The sequence below is a fragment of the Hydrogenophaga sp. LT287 genome (assembly GCF_055702805.1).
On sequence record NZ_JBVPZC010000004.1, the window covers coordinates 140,454 to 156,909 of the forward strand.

Sequence of the window (16,456 nt, forward strand, 5' to 3'; positions counted from 1 at the left end):
GTGCTGGGTCTCGGGGCGAGCGCCCCGAGGCGGCGGCTTACTTGGCGGCTGGTTCGGCCACGTAGATCTCAATGCGGCGGTTTTTGGCGCGGCCCTCAGCCGTGCCGTTGTCGGCCACGGGTTCGCGCGAGCCACGGCCTTCGGTGCTGAAACGGTTCACCGCCACGCCACGGGCAATCAGGTAGTCGCGGGCGCTGTTCGCGCGGTCCAGCGACAGGGGGTTGTTCACCGCGTCGCTGCCGGTGCTGTCGGTGTGCCCGACGATGGTCACGCTGGTCACCGGGTTGGCGTTCAGCGTGTTGGCAAACTGGTTGAGCACGCCCGCCATATTGGACTTGATGGCCGAGCGGCCCACGTCAAAGGAAATGTCGGCCGGAATGTCCAGCTTCAGGCGGTTGTCGGCGGTTTGGGTCACGCCCACGCCGGTGCCTGCGGTGGCCTTTTCCATGGCGGCTTTTTGCTCTTGCATTTTTTGCGACCAGATGTAGCCACCCAGCGCGCCGGCGCCAGCACCCAGCACCGCGCCCGTACCTGCGCGTTTGGAGCCTCCGGTGGCCACGCCGAGCAGGGCACCAGCGGCAGCGCCAATGGCAGCACCTTTGGCCGTGCCTTGCTGGGTTTCGGTCATGTTGGCGCAGCCTGTGAGGGTAATCGCGGCCGCCAGGACGGCAGCGGTGAAGGCGCGGGGCAATTGCGTTTTGTTGTGATGCATGTTCAATGCTCCTGTTCGGTTGTTACGAAAAATCGCTGCGGCTGAAGCTGCAACTGGCATTCGCCAGGTTGTGAGCATAGCGCGTCGCTTGTTGCGCTAGTGACCAGCCCTCTGCGCGGTTGAAGTCTAAACTTACACCCTGTATTCTTGATTCGCCAACGACTTCCATCTTTGCTTACAAATATTTCATGAAAACTGTCTCACTTGGCGCCAGCGCGCTACAGGTAACGCCCATATGTCTTGGCACCATGACCTTTGGCGAGCAGGTGACCGCGGCCGACGCACACAGCATCCTGGACCGCTCGCTGGAGCGAGGCGTCAATTTTCTGGATGCCGCCGAGATGTATTCCGTGCCGGCCCGGGCCGAAACCTGCGGCGCCACCGAAACCATTTTGGGCAACTGGTTTGCCAAAACACCGGGCGCGCGTGACAAGCTGGTGCTGGCCACCAAGGTCGCTGGTCCGTCGCGCGGCATGCCCTGGATCCGTGGCGAAAACTCCGGGGTCACCAAGGCCGAGATCATCAACGCCTGCGAGGGCAGCCTGCGCCGCTTGCAAACCGACGTGATCGACCTCTACCAGATCCATTGGCCGGCACGCAACACGCCCGCGTTTGGCGCGCTGTACTTTGACCCCAGCAAAGACAAGCCTTGTGCCTCCATCCATGAACAACTGGAAGCCATGGCCGAACTCGTCAAGGCTGGGAAGGTCAAGGCAGTCGGTCTGTCCAATGAAACGCCTTACGGTGTGCACGAGTTTGTGCGCCTGGCCGAACAGCACGGCTTGCCTCGGGTGGACACGGTGCAAAACCCTTACTGCCTGATCAACCGCAGCTACGAGAACGGCATGGACGAGACCTGCCACCGCCTCGGCGTATCGCTGCTGGCGTATTCGCCACTGGGGTTCGGTTTGCTCACGGGCAAATACGACGCTACGGGCCTGGTGGGTGATGCTGGCCGTATGGCGTTGTACGACTCCATGCGCAAGCAGCGCTGGGGCCGCCCGGAAGCACTGGGCGCAGCGCGCCGCTACAACACGCTGGCGCGCGACCACGGCCTCACGCCATCGCAGTTGGCATTGGCCTTTTGCTACCGCAACTGGCGCGTGGCCAGCACCATCATTGGCGTGACTTCGTTGACCCAGCTGGACGAATGCCTGGACGCGTGGGGCACCGAGCTCTCGCCCGAACTGCTGGCTGAAATCGACAAAATTCGGTGGGAATGCCGCGACCCAGCTCAATAAAGCCACAAGGCCGTGCACGAGGGGGCGTTGTCCAGAGGCACCGCGGAACTGGCTTCGTCAGGCCGCAGGTGCCGTCCCCCCTCCCAGCGCTGAAAGCGCGCCAGAGAGGGGGGAAGCCGTGAAACGGCGCAGGGGGGAGACCCATGTCTCGGAAACGCCCGCCACTGCCTGGCTCAAGGCGCATGGGGTTGCGTTCACCGAACACCCTTACGACTACCTGGAGCACGGCGGTGCCCAGCACAGCGCGCGGGTGCTGGGTCTGGACCCGTTTGCGGTGGTCAAGACCCTGATCATGCAAGACGAGCGGGCGCAGCCGCTGGCGGTGCTGATGCACGGCAACCGCACCGTGTCGACCAAAAACCTGGCGCGCCAGATCGGGGCCAAGTCGGTGGAGCCCTGCAAGCCCGAAGTGGCCAACCGGCACAGCGGCTACTTTGTGGGCGGCACTTCGCCTTTTGGTCTGAAACGCAGCATGCCGGTGTGGGTAGAAGCCTCGGTGCTGGCGCTGCCCGCGATCTGGATCAATGGTGGGCGCCGCGGGTTTCTGGTGGGTATCCACCCGGCGGTGCTGTCGGGCCCGCTGGGCGCTCAGCCGGTGCAGTGCGCGCTGGCAGAATAGCCGCAGCGCTGGCAACCACCAGCCGTCACACCACGAGGAGCTTTGTTTGGAATTCGCATACCCCCTGTTGGCCACGGTGGCCGCTTATTTTGTCGGCTCGCTCTCCTTTGCGGTGCTGGTCAGCCGCGTCATGGGGCTGAACGACCCGCGCACCTACGGCAGCAAAAACCCGGGTGCCACCAACGTGCTGCGCTCGGGCAACAAGGCTGCGGCGGTGGTCACGCTGCTGCTGGACGCTCTGAAAGGCTGGTTGCCCGTGGTGGCCGTGGCCTGGTGGGGCGAGCCCTACGGCCTGGGTGACGGTACGGTGGCACTGGTGGGCTTGGCCGCGTTTCTGGGTCACCTGTTTCCGGTGTTCTTTCGCTTTCAGGGCGGCAAGGGCGTGGCTACAGCGGCGGGCGTCATCATCGGTTTTCAGCCCTGGCTGGGCCTGGCTGCGCTGCTCACCTGGGTGATCGTGGCCTACTTTTTTCGCTATTCGTCGCTGGCCTCCATCGTCACGGCGGTGTTTGCGCCAGCGTTTTACCTGTTTGGCGACCGCGTAGCCTGGAGCGCGCCGGGTGTGATGGTGCTGAGCCTGGCTGTGATGGGTGTGCTGCTGGTGTGGCGCCACGCGGACAACATCAACCGTTTGCTGGCGGGCAAAGAAAGCAAACTGGGAGCAAAAAAATGAGCAACGAGTTGGTGCGCCACGGTGTGGCCGCGCGGTACAGCGAGGCGGCGGTGTTTCAGGGCGTGGTGTACCTGGCCGGCATGGTGCCCGAGCGCGGCGACACCGACGTTACAGGCCAGACGCAAGATGTGCTGGACCAGGTGCAGGCGCGCCTGCAAGAAGCCGGCAGCGACAAGTCGCGCATTTTGCGGGCGCAGATTTACCTGAGCGACATCAACGACATTGCCGCCATGAACGCGGTGTGGGACGCCTGGGTGGTGCCCGGCACCGCCCCGCCGCGCGCCACGGTGCAAGCGGCGCTGGCCGACCGGGCCTGGAAGATCGAGATCGTGGTGACCGCTGCGCAGAACGAGCCGCTCTGATACGTCGCCAGCCAGCGAAGATGCTCCACCCACCCCAGAGTGAAACCGGCGATGGGAGGCCTAGAAACGCCGCTCCAACGTGAGCTGGTCGTTGTTGCGCTGCATCTGAAAGCGGGTCAGAAAGCTGTTGCCCAGCAGCACATAAGGCATGGCCTGGGGCAGCACGATGGCGGGCACCGCAAACACCTGGGCGTCGCCCACTTTCACCGAGTCCAGCCGCACCTGGTAGCCCACCGCGCCGCCGTTGGCGGTGCTGACCCGCACCTTCTGGCCCTGCTCGAAGGGCAGGTTGATGCGTTTGGCGTCCGCTTCGCTCAAGATGACCAGGGTGGCGCCGGTGTCCACCATGAACTGCACCGCACGGCCGTTGATCTGGCCCGGCGGCATGAAGTGGCCCTGGCTGTCGGCCGTGAGCACGATGCGCTGCGCGCCCGCGTCGCCTGTGCGCTTGCCCACGCTCACGGGTGCGTCGCCCACCCGCAGGGTCTGGCGCTGGCCGTTCACCTCCACCACAGCGGTTTCGCCTTGCACGCTCAGCAGTTTCGCGCCTTGGTGCGTCTGGCCGGCGCTGACGAACTTGGGCGCCGCGCCGTCCACGGTCAGCAGCGCCTTGGCGCCCGCCACGCCCGAGAGCGCCACCGACTGCGCCAACGACGAACCCGCGGCGAGCGCGAGGACCAGTGCAGGCAGCAAAGGCGTGGGCATGGGGTGTCTGGATCAGCGGGCGCCGAAGGCCCGGCTGTGCCGCCCCAAGGCGAGCGCGCCCCCTTGGGGGGCCGCGACCCGCGAAGCGGCGGAGCGTGTGGGCACGTTCAATCCCGGAAGTTGTTGAACGACAGCGGCAGGTCTTTCAGCTCAGCCTTGATCACATTCATGGCCGCCTGCAGGTCGTCGCGCTTGGCGCCGGTCACGCGCACCGCGTCACCCTGGATGGCGCCCTGCACCTTGAGCTTGCTGGCTTTGAGCGCCTGCTGGATCTTTTTGCCATCTTCGGTGGCAATGCCGTTGCGCACCTTGACCACCTGCTTGACCTTGTCGCCGCCGATTTTTTCGACCTTGCCTTTGTCCAGAAAGCGCACGTCCACGTTGCGTTTGGCCAGTTTGTTGCGCAGCACCTCTTCCACCTGCTGGAGCTGAAAGTCGGCGTCACCAAACAGGGTGATGTCTTTCTCTTTAAGTTCAACGGCGGCGCTGGTGCCCTTGAAGTCAAAGCGCGTGCCAATTTCGCGCGCCACCTGTTCAACGGCATTTTTCACTTCTACAAAATCGGCTTCGAGAACGGTGTCAAAAGAGGGCATGGTGAGGATTCCAGAGAGCGTGGGTGAGACAATCCAACGATGTTAGTCGAGAACAACGTGGCGCTCCAGCCCTACAACACCTTTGGCATCGTGGCCCGTGCGCAGCGGCTGGCCCGCGTGCGCTCCGAGGCCGATGTGCTTCAACTCATGGGCAGCGCCGACTGGGCTGCCGACACCGCCGCCGCACCGCCGTTTGTGCTGGGGGGCGGCAGCAACCTCGTGATCACGGGCGACGTGAAGCCGCTGGTGCTCAAGGTCGAAATCGCCGGGCGCCGCCTGGTGGAAGAAACCCCCAAAGGCTGGCTGGTGGAAGGCGGAGCCGGTGAAAACTGGCACACCTTTGTGGCCTGGACGCTGGACCAAGGCTGGCCGGGGCTGGAAAACCTGGCGCTTATTCCCGGCTCGGTGGGCGCTTCGCCGGTGCAAAACATTGGGGCCTACGGCGTGGAGCTGCAAGACCGCTTTCATTCGCTGGACGCGATCGACCTGCACACCGGCAAAGCCTTCACGCTCGACGCCGCGCAGTGCGGTTTTGGCTACCGCGACTCGGTGTTCAAGCACGCGCCAGCGGGTGAAAAGGGCCTGGGGCTGGCCGGGCGGGCGCTCATCACGCGGGTGCGGTTCTGGCTGCCCAAGCCCTGGAAGCCGGTGCTGGGCTACCTGGATCTGGAACGCAAGATGGCCGAGACCGGCATTTCAGCGCCCGACGCACGCCAGATATTTGACTGGGTGGTGGCCATTCGCCGCGCCAAGCTGCCCGACCCGGCCGTCATTGGCAACGCCGGCAGCTTCTTCAAAAACCCCACCGTGAACGAAGAGCAGTGCGCCGACATCATTGCGCGCGACCCCAAAGTGGTGCACTACCCCATGCCCGACGGCAGCATCAAACTGGCCGCAGGCTGGCTGATAGACGCCTGTGGCTGGAAAGGCAAAAGCGTGGGTAACGCCGGGGTGTTTGAACGCCAGGCGCTGGTGCTGGTGAACCGGGGTGGCGCCACCGGCGGCGAGGTGATGACGCTGGCCAAAGCCATCCAGACCAGCGTGTACGAGCGCTTCGGCATCCTGCTGGAGCCGGAGCCGGTGGTGATCTGACAGACACCGGTCATTGACACATCGAAGAAAGGCACTCCACGGGGCGCCTTTCTGTTTGGGGCATTGGAAAGTGAGAGCAGGGGATCGGGCGCCTCCCTCCATGCAGGGTCAGACTGTCGCGCGTTTTTGTGGACTTCGCCGAGGAATCCGCGCAGGAGGGCAAAAGGCAAGACCCCTTTGCATGGTGCTCGCGGCCTTCGGGTGTTCGAGGTGTGTCCCATACCCCGCCTACGAAGTCGGCGCCCACTCAAAGGCCGTCGGCGGCGGCGCCGCGCCCACTTTGTTGGTCAGCATACGCAAGCGGTCCGCCAGCAAGCGCCCCCACAGGCCTTCGAGCTTGCTCTTCAATTCAGGGCGCTTGTCGAGCAGTTGGGTCAGCGCCTCGCGCGGCAGCTCGAACACCTGCACCGGCCCGGCCGCGTGCACATCGGCCGACGCTGGCCGGTCGGTCAGGTAGCTGACCTCGCCGACGAAGCCGCCGTCCTCCACCTGGGAGATGGGGTGGCCGTTCAGGCTGACCGCGAGCCGGCCGCGGGTAACCACTGCAACCCCGTCCACCGGGCGGCCCGCCTCCACCAGCGCCTCACCGTCGGCGAGAGCCCTCTGGCGGCCGATTTGCAGCAGGTGCCGGAACTCGACCGGCGTCAGCACGGAGAAGGTCTTGCGGTACAGCGCTGCGGCGTCTTCCGTCAGGTCCGTAATCGACCGCTCGCGGTACAACAGCCAGAGCTGGTAGCCGTTGATCAACACGATGCCGACGTTGAAGCCGATCTGCACCCACATGGGCTGCCCGGGGCGAATGAAGTAGTAGACGATGAAGTCGATCAGGCAGGCGAACACCGTGATGACCCGCAGCCACGCGATGTCGCGCATCATGTACGACAGCGTCAGCAAGCCGTACGAGACGGCCGAAAGCCCGTCGTAGAAACCGAGTTCGATGTTCATCTGCCACCCCCTTGTTTCGATTCAGCTCGCCCAAGTGAGCGGGCTGCCCAAGAAAACGATCCTTGTCTTCAATGACACGCCGGCCAACATCGCCTCGCTTGTCGAAGCCCTGAGGGCCGGTTACCGCGTCAAAGGGGCCCCGGCGGCGAGCGCGCGATGGCCACGGCGCTCAGCGACGATCCGCTCGGCCCCATCCTGCTCGGCCGCAGCGGTTTCATGTCCTGCCTTTTGCCTGCAGGCAGTGGCGTCAACCCTGATTGGACCTCGCCACCAAAATCGAGATCTCGTTGTAACTGCTTCCGCTCCGCACATCAAGCGAGCCCGGTTCAGGCCTCAGAGACGTTCAGCCCGCAACATTCCGCCATTGTTCAGTGAAATCCAGGGTGTTGCACTTCACTTTTGAATCCGCCGAGTTTGTGTGTAATCAATATAAAAAACGGCCCTTTGAGGGCCGTTTTTCGTTGAGCAGTGCGACGGATTACTTATCGCCTTCCAGTCGGAGCATTTGCGCCCCTTCACCCAGCGACAGCAGTCCACTCTTGGCGTAAATACCCAGCTTGGCTCGCGTGTCCACGATGTCGAGGTTGCGCATGGTCAGCTGGCCGATGCGATCGAGCGGCGTGAACGGTGCGTCTTCCACCTTTTCCATGCTCAGGCGCTCGGGCGCGTAGGTCAGGTTCGGGCTCTCGGTGTTCATGATCGAGTAGTCGTTGCCGCGGCGCAGTTCGATGGTGACCTCGCCGGTGATGGCGCGCGCCACCCACCGCTGGGCGGTTTCGCGCAGCATGATGGACTGCGGGTCGAACCAGCGGCCTTGGTAGAGCAGGCGGCCGAGCTTGAGGCCGTTGATGCGGTACTGCTCGATCGTGTCTTCGTTGTGGATGCCGGTGACCAGGCGCTCGTAGGCGATGTGCAGCAGCGCCAGGCCGGGGGCTTCGTAAATGCCGCGGCTCTTGGCTTCGATGATGCGGTTTTCGATCTGGTCGCTCATGCCCAGGCCGTGGCGCCCACCGATGCGGTTGGCTTCCAGGATCAGGTCCACCAGGCTGTCAAACGTCTGGCCGTTCAGGGCGACCGGCTGGCCTTCTTCAAAGCGCACCGTCACGGTTTCGCGCTTGACTTCAACCTCGTCTTTCCAGAACGCCACGCCCATGATGGGGTTGACGATGGAAATGCCGCTGTTGAGGTGCTCCAGGTCTTTCGCTTCGTGCGTGGCACCCAACATGTTGCTGTCGGTGCTGTAGGCTTTTTCGGCGCTCATTTTGTAGCCGAAGCCGTTTGCCGTCATGAAGGCGCTCATCTCGGCGCGGCCACCCAGTTCGTCGATGAACAGCTGGTCGAGCCAGGGCTTGTAGATCTTCAGGCTGGGGTTGGTGAGCAGGCCGTAGCGGTAAAAGCGCTCGATGTCGTTGCCCTTGTAGGTGCTGCCGTCGCCCCAGATGTGGACGTCGTCTTCCTTCATGGCGGCCACCAGCATGGTGCCGGTGACGGCGCGGCCCAGCGGCGTGGTGTTGAAGTAGGTCACGCCGGCGGTGCTGATGTGGAAGGCACCGCACTGCAGCGCGGCAATGCCTTCGTGCGCCAGCTGGGTGCGGCAGTCGATCAGGCGCGCCTGTTCGGCGCCGTACTGCATGGCCTTGCGCGGGATCTCGTCGTAGTCCGGCTCGTCGGGCTGGCCGAGGTTGGCGGTGTAGGCGTAGGGGATTGCGCCTTTTTGCTTCATCCACAGCAGGGCAGCGGAGGTGTCCAGGCCGCCGGAAAAGGCGATGCCGACTTTCTGCTGTGTGGGCAGGTTTTGAAGAATGGTGGCCATGTTCTGTGTCCGATCAGCCGAAATGGCAGATGTAGTGGTAGGGCTCGGTCACCCGAATGTCGAAGCTGCTGTTGCCGGGGATAGCGAACGTGTCGCCGGGGCCGGACTTGAGCCAGGCGTCGGTGCCGGCCAGTTTGTATTCGCAGCCGCCGGCCACGCATTCCATGATTTCGGGCGCGCCGGTGTTGAAGGTGAGCGCGGCGGGCAGCACCACGCCGACCGATTTTTTCGTGCCGTCGGGGTAAGTGATGCCGTGGCTGACGCACTTGCCGTCAAAGTACACGCTGGCCTGGGTGGTGACGGTCACGCCGTCGATGTGGGTGGTGGTCATGGGCGGAGAAAATGTAAAGGCGAAAACGTTGATTTTAGGCCGGGCGTTTCGCGTTCAGCGACGGCTTTCCCAAGCCTCGGCGTCAAAGCCCACGGTCACGCCGTCGGCCCACTGCACCACCGGGCGCTTGATCACGCTGGGCTGCGCCAACATGAGTGCTCGTGCGCTGGCGGCGTCCACCACGGCGGCGCGTGTGGTTTCGTCCAGCTTGCGCCAGGTGGTGCCTTTGCGGTTCACCAGGGGCTCCCAGCCCAGCGCGGCCAGCCATTGGTCCAGCGCCGCCTCGGGCACGCCTTGTTTTTTGAAATCGTGGAACTGGTGTTCCTCGCCATGGTCCGTCAGCCAGGTGCGGGCTTTTTTGACGGTGTCGCAGTTGGGGATGCCGTAAATCGTGGTCATGTCGCAGATTGTCCTTGATGCCTTGGCTGCACCAAGCGCAATGGGACAATCGGCGCATGCTCAACATCGATCTGCCTTCCCACCCCCACACCCTGCCCGAGTGGCTGGCCCACTGCGAGCGCCTGCACCCCGTCACCATCGACATGGGGCTGGAGCGCGTGCAGCGCGTGGCCCAGCGCATGGGCCTGGCCATGGGTTGCCCGGTCATTACCGTGGCTGGCACCAACGGCAAGGGCTCCACCTGCGCCATGCTGGAAGCGGTTTACACCCAGTCGGGCTACCGCACCGGGGTGTACACCTCGCCGCACCTGGTGCATTTTGAAGAGCGCTGCCGCATCGCCGGCGAACCGGTGGCCACGCAAGAACTGTTGCCCGCCTTTGCCGAAGTGGAAACGGCCCGCAAGGGGCAGGGTGCTGACCAGGAAGAGGTCAGCCTGAGCTACTTTGAATTCACCACCCTGGCCATTTTGCGCACCTTGTCGCGCAGCGGGCTCGATGTCGCCATTTTGGAAGTGGGCCTGGGCGGCCGGCTGGACGCGGTGAACATCATCGACACCGACTGCGCTGTCATCACCTGCATTGCGCTGGACCACATGGCCCTGCTGGGCAACGACCGCGAAGCCATTGGCTACGAGAAGGCCGGCATCATGCGCACCGGGCGCCCGGTGGTGGTGAGCGACCCGGTGCCACCCCAAAGCATATTGGACCGTGCGCTGGAAGTGGGTGCTGACTTGTGGCGGCTGGGCAAAGACTTCCATTTCGCCGGCGACCAGCAGCAGTGGGGCTGGGCCATGCACCCATCGCACGGCGGGCGGCGTTATGCGGGCCTGGCTTACCCCGCGCTGCGCGGCGCCAACCAGCTGGTGAACGCCTCGGGTGTGCTGGGAGCTGTGGAAGCGCTGCGCTCGCGCCTGCCCGTGACGGCGCAGGCGGTGCGCAACGGGCTGGCGCTGGTGGAGCTGCCGGGTCGTTTCCAGATCGTCCCTGGCACGCCCACCCTGGTGCTGGACGTGGCCCACAACCCGCATTCGGTGGCCGCGCTCACCGAAAACCTGGATGCCATGGGCTACTACCCCACCACCCACGCTGTGTTTGGCGCCATGGCCGACAAAGACCTGCCCGCCATGCTGGAGCGCATTGCGCCGCTGATCGACCACTGGCACCTGACCGACCTGCCGCTGGAACGCGCCATGAAGGCCGATGCGCTGGCGCAGGTGCTCAACAACACCCCGGCCACAGCGCCCGGGGGCAAAACCCGGGTGGCCGGCTGCCATGCCAGCCCGATGGAGGCGCTGCGCGCAGCCGTGGCGCAGGCAGACCCCGCTGATAGAATCGTGGTCTTCGGTTCGTTCTTCACCGTGGGCGGCGTTTTGCAGGACGGCGTACCTCGAATGTCCGCCAAACACCTTGTTTCCTGAGGCCGTTATCGCCAGGCGTTGATGGTGTCAGGGTCTCTACCGCGAATGTTCAAATCCCGTTCAGGCTCCCAGGGCAACCCGGCGACACACCCGCCCCAAAGCATTGAGGCCGTGCGCCGGCGCGCCCGCCACCGCCTCATTGGGGCTGCGGTGCTGGTGCTGTTGGGCGTGCTGGGTTTTCCCTTGTTGTTTGACACCCAGCCGCGCCCGATTTCGGTGGACATTCCCATCGAGATTCCAGCCAAGAACCCGGTCGCGCCCCTCAAGGCCGCCAAAACATCACCGTCCACTAGCCCGTCCGCGCCAGCCGAAACCCAGCAGCCCGCTGCGGGTGCAGGCAGCGGCGTGACCACCAGCGACAGCCTGAGCGCTCGCGAAGAGGTGGTTGAAAGCGTGCGCCCTGCAGCTTCACCGGCCAAACAGGCCCCGGCGCCCGAAGTGCAGCCCGAATCCGCCAAACCTGCAGCGCCGCCGCCAGCGGCTGCCAAAGCCAGCGCCACCGAAGCCGCGCGCGCTAAAGCGCTGCTGGAAGGCAAGCCCGCTGAATCGGCCGAGCGCATTGTGGTGCAGGTGGGCGCGTTTGCCGACGCTGCCCGGGCCCGCGAAGTGCGTCTGAAGCTGGAACGCGCTGGCCTCAAGACCTATACCCATGTGGCCGAAACATCAGAAGGCAAGCGCATCCGGGTGCGGGTGGGTCCGTTTGCGTCCAGAGCCGAGGCCGACAAAGCGGCCGCGCGCGTGAAGGCGCTGGGCTTGCCTGCGGCCATTCTCACGCTGTGATGCCTTTCGCAGCGGCCCGGGCCTGATGCCCATGGTGTGGATCGATTGGGCCTTGCTGGCCGTGCTGTTGCTGTCGGCTGTGCTGGGTTTGTGGCGCGGGCTGGTGTACGAGGTGATTTCCGTGGCGGGCTGGGTGGCGGCGTTTGTGCTGGCCCAGGCTTACGCCAGTGATGTGGCTGCCTGGCTGCCCATGGACGGTTTTTCAGCCCCGCTGCAGCTGGCAGCCGGTTTTGCGGTGGTGTTCATGGTGGCGGCCTTTGCGGGCGGTCTGGTGGCCTGGGTGGTTAAAAAATTGGTGGAGTCGGTGGGCCTGCGGCCGGTAGACCGGGTGCTGGGTGGTGCGTTTGGGCTGGTGCGCGGTGTCGTGATCTTGCTCGGCGTTGCGGTGGTGGTGAGCATGACGCCCTTGCAGCAAGGCGCATGGCAGGCCTCTCGCGGGGCGGGTGTGCTCTCTGCCACGCTGCACGAGGTGAAGCCTTTGTTGCCCGAGGCCGTGGCCCGCTATCTGCCCTGAGCCGTGCTTCAGAGCGCTGTGGTTTTAGTCTGAATTTTTCGTTTCTCGTCAAGGATCAAACATGTGTGGAATCGTGGGCGTGGTCAGCCAGGCGCCGGTTAATCAACTGATTTACGACGCGTTGCTGCTGTTACAGCACCGCGGCCAAGATGCTGCCGGTATCGTGACCCAGCAGGGCCGCAAATTTTTCATGCACAAGGCCAAAGGCATGGTGCGCGATGTGTTTCGCACCCGCAACATGCGGGCGCTGCCCGGCAACTGCGGCCTGGGCCAGGTGCGCTACCCCACCGCGGGCAACGCTTACAGCGAAGAAGAAGCGCAGCCTTTTTACGTGAACGCGCCGTTTGGCCTGGTGCTGGTGCACAACGGCAACCTGACCAACGCCCAGGCGCTGAAAAAGGAGCTGTTTCAGACCGACCACCGGCACATCAACACCGACAGCGATTCCGAGGTGTTGCTCAACGTGCTAGCGCACGAGCTGGAAAAGGTCACCCGTGGCATCACCCTGAAACCGGCCGACGTGTTCGCTGCCGTGCGTGGGGTGCACCAGCGGGTGCGCGGGTCTTACGCAGTGGTTGCCCTGATTGCGGGGCACGGCCTGGTGGCGTTTCGCGATCCCTTTGGTATCCGCCCCCTGTGTGTGGGCCGCAGTCCGGCCGGTGTGATGGTGGCCAGCGAATCGGTCACCCTGGAGGGCAACGGCTTTGAACTCGACCGCGATGTGATGCCCGGCGAGGCGCTGTTTGTGGACCTGGACGGCAACATGCAGTTTGAGCAGTGCGCCGAAAAAACCAGCCACAACCCCTGCGTGTTTGAGTATGTGTACCTGGCCCGGCCCGATTCGGTGCTGGACGGCATCTCCGTCTACCAGGCCCGCCTGAACATGGGTGAAACGTTGGCCAAGCGCGTGGTGTCTACCGTGCCGCCGAACGAAATCGACGTGGTCATCCCCATTCCAGAGTCCTCGCGCCCCAGCGCCATGGAACTCGCCCAGCTGCTGGGCTTGCCGTACCGCGAAGGTTTTGTGAAAAACCGCTACGTGGGCCGCACCTTCATCATGCCGGGGCAGGGCGTGCGCAAAAAGTCGGTGCGCCAGAAGCTCAACGTGATCGCCAGCGAGTTCAAGGGCCGCAACGTGCTGCTGGTGGACGACTCCATTGTGCGCGGCACCACCAGCCGCGAGATTGTGCAGATGGCGCGCGACGCCGGTGCGCGCAAGGTGTACCTGGCCAGTGCCGCGCCGCCGGTGCGCTACCCCAACGTCTACGGCATCGACATGCCCACGCCCGACGAGCTGGTGGCCCACAACCGCACGGTTGATGAAATCCGCATCAGCATCGGCTGCGACGCGCTGATTTACCAGGATGTGGACGCCATGAAGCAGGCCATTGGTTCGCTCAACCCCAAGCTCGCCGGCTTTGACGCCTCGTGCTTTGACGGTGTGTACGTCACCGGCGACATCACGCTGGAAGACATCGCGCGCATGAACGCCGGCCGCGACCACAGCGAAGAGGGCGAGGAAGACACCTCGCGCCTGGCCTTGCCCAACGCCCAGACCGCTTGATGCGTGCAGGCCTTTTCTGAAGACAGCTTGAACATGAACACAGAGAACCCGGCCCACGGCGATGCGTTGGCAGGCTTGCACCGCGACACGCTCGCCGTGCGCGCGGCGGTGGAGCGCAGCCAGTACGGTGAAAACTCCGAAGCGCTGTACCTGACCAGCGGCTACGTGCAGCCCAGCGCCGAAGCGGCGGCCCGGCGCTTTGCCGGCGACGAAGAAGGCTTCACTTACGGCCGCTACGGCAACCCCACCGTGGCCAGCCTGGAGCAGCGTCTGGCCGCGCTCGAGGGCGCCGAGGCCTGCATGTCCACCGCCTCGGGCATGTCGGCCATCTTGCTGATGTGCATGGGCCTGCTCAAGGCGGGCGACCATGTGATCTGCTCGCACTCCATGTTTGGCTCCACCATCAAGCTCATTGGCACCGACCTGGCCAAGTTCGGTGTCGAGTCCAGTTTCGTGTCGCAGACCGACGTGAACGCCTGGAAAGCCGCCATCAAGCCCAGCTCCAAACTGCTGTTTGCCGAAACGCCCACCAACCCGCTCACCGATGTGTGCGACATCCGCGCGCTGGCCGACGTTGCCCACAACGCCGGCGCCTTGCTCTGCGTGGACAACTGTTTTGCCACGCCAGCGCTGCAGCGCCCCATGGCGCTGGGTGCCGACATCATCATGCATTCCGGGACCAAATACCTGGACGGCCAGGGCCGCGTGATGGCCGGCGCGCTGTGTGCCAGCCAGGCGTTGGTGACCAAGAGTTTTCTGCCCATCATGAAGAGCGCCGGCATGACGCTGGCGCCGTTCAACGCCTGGGTGGTGCTCAAAGGGCTGGAGACGCTGGACATTCGCATGCAGGCGCAGTCGGCTCGCGCACTGGCGCTGGCGCAGTGGCTGCAAGTGCATCCGGCGGTTGCACGGGTGCATTACCCAGGCCTCACCAGCCACCCGCAGCACGAACTCGCCATGGCGCAGCAGTCCGGCTGCGGCGGTGCTGTGTTGTCGTTCGAGGTGAAGGCGGCTGACGCCGACCAGGGACGCCAGCGCGCCTTCCATGTGCTCGATTCGATGCAGATGCTGTCGCTTTCAACCAACCTGGGCGACACCAAAACACTGGTTGCCCACCCCGCCAGCACCTCGCACGGCCGCCTGACCGAAGCGCAGCGCCAACTGGCCGGCGTGAGCCAGGGCCTCATTCGCGTGGCGGTGGGTTTGGAGCACATCACCGATATCCAGACCGACCTGGACCGCGGCCTTTCCAGTATTTGACACAGCGCCCTTGCCCGCCAAGCCGCTGCCACCGATCCAACACATGACCACGCCCATCCGCACCCGTTTCGCCCCGTCGCCCACCGGCTTCATTCACCTGGGCAACATCCGCTCGGCCTTGTACCCCTGGGCTTTTGCCCGTGCCAACGGCGGCACGTTTATCTTGCGCATCGAAGACACCGACCTGGAGCGCTCGTCGCAGGCCGCCGTGGACGTGATCATTGAAGGCCTGAAGTGGCTGGGCCTGGATCACGACGAAGGCCCGTTCTACCAAATGCAGCGCATGGACCGCTACAAGGCGGTGCTGGCCGACATGGTGGCCGCCGGCCATGTGTATCCGTGCTACATGAGCATGGAAGCGCTGGACGCCTTGCGCGAGCGCCAGATGGCCAACAAGGAAAAGCCGCGTTACGACGGCACCTGGCGCCCAGAACCCGGCAAGGTGCTGCCGCCAGTGCCCGAGGGCGTGCGCCCGGTGCTGCGTTTCAAAAACCCGCAGGGCGGTGTGGTGGCGTGGGACGACAAGGTCAAGGGCCTGATCGAAATCCGTAATGACGAGCTTGACGACCTGGTGATCGCCCGGCCGGACGGCACGCCTACCTACAACTTTTGCGTCGTGGTGGACGACATTGACATGGCCATCACCCACGTGATCCGCGGTGACGACCATGTGAACAACACGCCGCGCCAGATCAACATCTTCAAGGCGCTCGGCAAAGAGCCGCCGGTGTACGCCCACCTGCCCACCGTGCTCAACGAGCTGGGTGAAAAAATGAGCAAGCGCAATGGCGCCAAACCCGTCACGCAGTACCGCGACGAAGGCTACCTGCCCGACGCGATGGTGAACTACCTGGCCCGCCTGGGCTGGAGCCACGGTGACGACGAAATTTTCAGCCGGGCTCAGTTCCTCGGATGGTTCAACCTGGATCACCTGGGCCGCAGCGCCGCCCAGTTTGACGAGGCCAAGCTGCGCTGGGTCAATGCGCAGCACCTCAAGGCCATGGACGACAACGCCCTGGCCCCGCTGGTGGCCGTGCAACTGGAGAAGCGCGGCATCTTGGTTGACGAGCGCCTACCCCGCATTTGCGCCTTGTTCAAAGACCGTTGCGACACCACCGTGGCCCTGGCCAACTGGGCGGCAGCGTTTTACGCCGACATCACCCCGAACCCTGACGAGCACGCACAGCATGTGACCGATGCCGTGCGCCCTGCGGTGCTGGCGCTGGCCGCCAAGTTGGCCACCTGTGCCTGGGAACGTGCAGCCATTTCAGCAGCCATCAAAGAGGTGTTGGCTGCGCACAGGTTGAAAATGCCGCAACTGGCCATGCCGGTGCGTGTGCTCGTCATGGGCACCGCCCAGACGCCGTCGCTGGACGCGGTGCTTGAATTGCAAAAACAACAAACAATTTTGGACAGATTGCAAAACGCTTGAAAT

At 64.3% G+C, this 16,456-nt stretch carries 18 protein-coding genes; 11 read left to right on the plus strand and 7 right to left on the minus strand.

Annotated features, from left to right (window positions below):
* Window positions 1-37 precede the first annotated feature (37 nt).
* Entirely contained in the window at window positions 38-712 is a 675-nt protein-coding gene (locus AC0GNR_RS05585) for a YiaD family glycine zipper/OmpA-like lipoprotein (RefSeq protein WP_472900011.1), read from the minus strand.
* Window positions 713-900: 188 nt separating this feature from the next.
* Between AC0GNR_RS05585 and AC0GNR_RS05590 the strand changes: the two genes are divergently transcribed.
* From AC0GNR_RS05590 to AC0GNR_RS05605, 4 genes are all read left to right on the plus strand, one after another.
* Window positions 901-1,953 (plus strand): aldo/keto reductase, encoded by a 1,053-nt coding sequence (locus AC0GNR_RS05590; protein ID WP_472900012.1) that lies wholly within the window; start codon window positions 901-903, stop codon window positions 1,951-1,953.
* Window positions 1,954-2,071: 118 nt separating this feature from the next.
* Window positions 2,072-2,572, plus strand: coding sequence for an aminoacyl-tRNA deacylase (locus AC0GNR_RS05595; RefSeq protein ID WP_472900013.1), 501 nt, complete (start codon window positions 2,072-2,074; stop codon window positions 2,570-2,572).
* A gap of 46 nt (window positions 2,573-2,618) precedes the next feature.
* Window positions 2,619-3,245, plus strand: a complete 627-nt coding sequence (gene plsY / locus AC0GNR_RS05600; protein WP_472900014.1) for a glycerol-3-phosphate 1-O-acyltransferase PlsY — start codon at window positions 2,619-2,621, stop codon at window positions 3,243-3,245.
* Window positions 3,242-3,607 carry a RidA family protein gene (locus AC0GNR_RS05605; RefSeq protein ID WP_472900015.1) on the plus strand — a complete coding sequence of 122 codons (366 nt, stop codon included), beginning with the start codon at window positions 3,242-3,244 and terminating at the stop codon, window positions 3,605-3,607. Before plsY ends, AC0GNR_RS05605 begins: the two co-directional genes overlap by 4 nt.
* A 60-nt stretch (window positions 3,608-3,667) precedes the next feature.
* On the opposite strand, the gene AC0GNR_RS05610 is transcribed toward AC0GNR_RS05605, so the two are convergent.
* Together AC0GNR_RS05610 and AC0GNR_RS05615 are read right to left on the minus strand one after the other, a co-directional pair.
* On the minus strand, window positions 3,668-4,312 hold the full coding sequence (locus AC0GNR_RS05610) for a retropepsin-like aspartic protease family protein (RefSeq protein ID WP_472900016.1): 645 nt from the start codon (window positions 4,310-4,312) through the stop codon (window positions 3,668-3,670).
* 107 nt (window positions 4,313-4,419) lie between these two features.
* A complete protein-coding gene (locus AC0GNR_RS05615) occupies window positions 4,420-4,905 on the minus strand; it encodes a YajQ family cyclic di-GMP-binding protein (RefSeq protein ID WP_472900017.1) in 486 nt (161 codons plus the stop codon).
* Between the two features lie 39 nt (window positions 4,906-4,944).
* On the opposite strand from AC0GNR_RS05615, the gene murB reads away from it, so the two are divergent.
* The gene (gene murB / locus AC0GNR_RS05620) at window positions 4,945-5,997 is read left to right on the plus strand and encodes a UDP-N-acetylmuramate dehydrogenase (protein WP_472900018.1); all 1,053 of its coding nucleotides are present in this window, start codon (window positions 4,945-4,947) and stop codon (window positions 5,995-5,997) included.
* Window positions 5,998-6,225: 228 nt separating this feature from the next.
* Here the strand turns inward: murB and AC0GNR_RS05625 are convergent, their stop codons facing one another.
* The 4 genes from AC0GNR_RS05625 to AC0GNR_RS05640 all read right to left on the minus strand — a co-directional run bounded on the left by AC0GNR_RS05625 (window position 6,226) and on the right by AC0GNR_RS05640 (window position 9,485).
* Entirely contained in the window at window positions 6,226-6,942 is a 717-nt protein-coding gene (locus AC0GNR_RS05625) for a Crp/Fnr family transcriptional regulator (RefSeq protein ID WP_472900019.1), read from the minus strand.
* A 478-nt stretch (window positions 6,943-7,420) separates the two neighbouring features.
* Window positions 7,421-8,755: an argininosuccinate synthase gene (gene argG / locus AC0GNR_RS05630; protein ID WP_472900020.1), complete on the minus strand. Its 1,335-nt coding sequence runs from the start codon at window positions 8,753-8,755 to the stop codon at window positions 7,421-7,423.
* A 13-nt stretch (window positions 8,756-8,768) separates the two neighbouring features.
* On the minus strand, window positions 8,769-9,086 hold the full coding sequence (ppnP, locus tag AC0GNR_RS05635; RefSeq protein ID WP_439112705.1) for a pyrimidine/purine nucleoside phosphorylase: 318 nt from the start codon (window positions 9,084-9,086) through the stop codon (window positions 8,769-8,771).
* Between the two features lie 54 nt (window positions 9,087-9,140).
* Window positions 9,141-9,485 carry an ArsC family reductase gene (locus AC0GNR_RS05640; RefSeq protein ID WP_472900021.1) on the minus strand — a complete coding sequence of 115 codons (345 nt, stop codon included), beginning with the start codon at window positions 9,483-9,485 and terminating at the stop codon, window positions 9,141-9,143.
* Between the two features lie 56 nt (window positions 9,486-9,541).
* Between AC0GNR_RS05640 and folC the strand changes: the two genes are divergently transcribed.
* The 6 genes from folC to gltX all read left to right on the plus strand — a co-directional run bounded on the left by folC (window position 9,542) and on the right by gltX (window position 16,453).
* Window positions 9,542-10,903: a bifunctional tetrahydrofolate synthase/dihydrofolate synthase gene (gene folC, locus AC0GNR_RS05645; RefSeq protein ID WP_472900022.1), complete on the plus strand. Its 1,362-nt coding sequence runs from the start codon at window positions 9,542-9,544 to the stop codon at window positions 10,901-10,903.
* 45 nt (window positions 10,904-10,948) lie between these two features.
* The gene (locus AC0GNR_RS05650) at window positions 10,949-11,683 is read left to right on the plus strand and encodes an SPOR domain-containing protein (RefSeq protein ID WP_472900023.1); all 735 of its coding nucleotides are present in this window, start codon (window positions 10,949-10,951) and stop codon (window positions 11,681-11,683) included.
* A gap of 31 nt (window positions 11,684-11,714) precedes the next feature.
* Window positions 11,715-12,197, plus strand: coding sequence for a CvpA family protein (locus AC0GNR_RS05655; RefSeq protein WP_472900024.1), 483 nt, complete (start codon window positions 11,715-11,717; stop codon window positions 12,195-12,197).
* Between the two features lie 61 nt (window positions 12,198-12,258).
* Window positions 12,259-13,761 (plus strand): amidophosphoribosyltransferase, encoded by a 1,503-nt coding sequence (gene purF, locus AC0GNR_RS05660; RefSeq protein WP_472900025.1) that lies wholly within the window; start codon window positions 12,259-12,261, stop codon window positions 13,759-13,761.
* Window positions 13,762-13,794: 33 nt separating this feature from the next.
* Entirely contained in the window at window positions 13,795-15,021 is a 1,227-nt protein-coding gene (locus AC0GNR_RS05665; protein WP_472900026.1) for an O-succinylhomoserine sulfhydrylase, read from the plus strand.
* 43 nt (window positions 15,022-15,064) lie between these two features.
* Window positions 15,065-16,453 carry a glutamate--tRNA ligase gene (gltX, locus tag AC0GNR_RS05670; RefSeq protein WP_472900027.1) on the plus strand — a complete coding sequence of 463 codons (1,389 nt, stop codon included), beginning with the start codon at window positions 15,065-15,067 and terminating at the stop codon, window positions 16,451-16,453.
* Window positions 16,454-16,456: the final 3 nt, after the last annotated feature.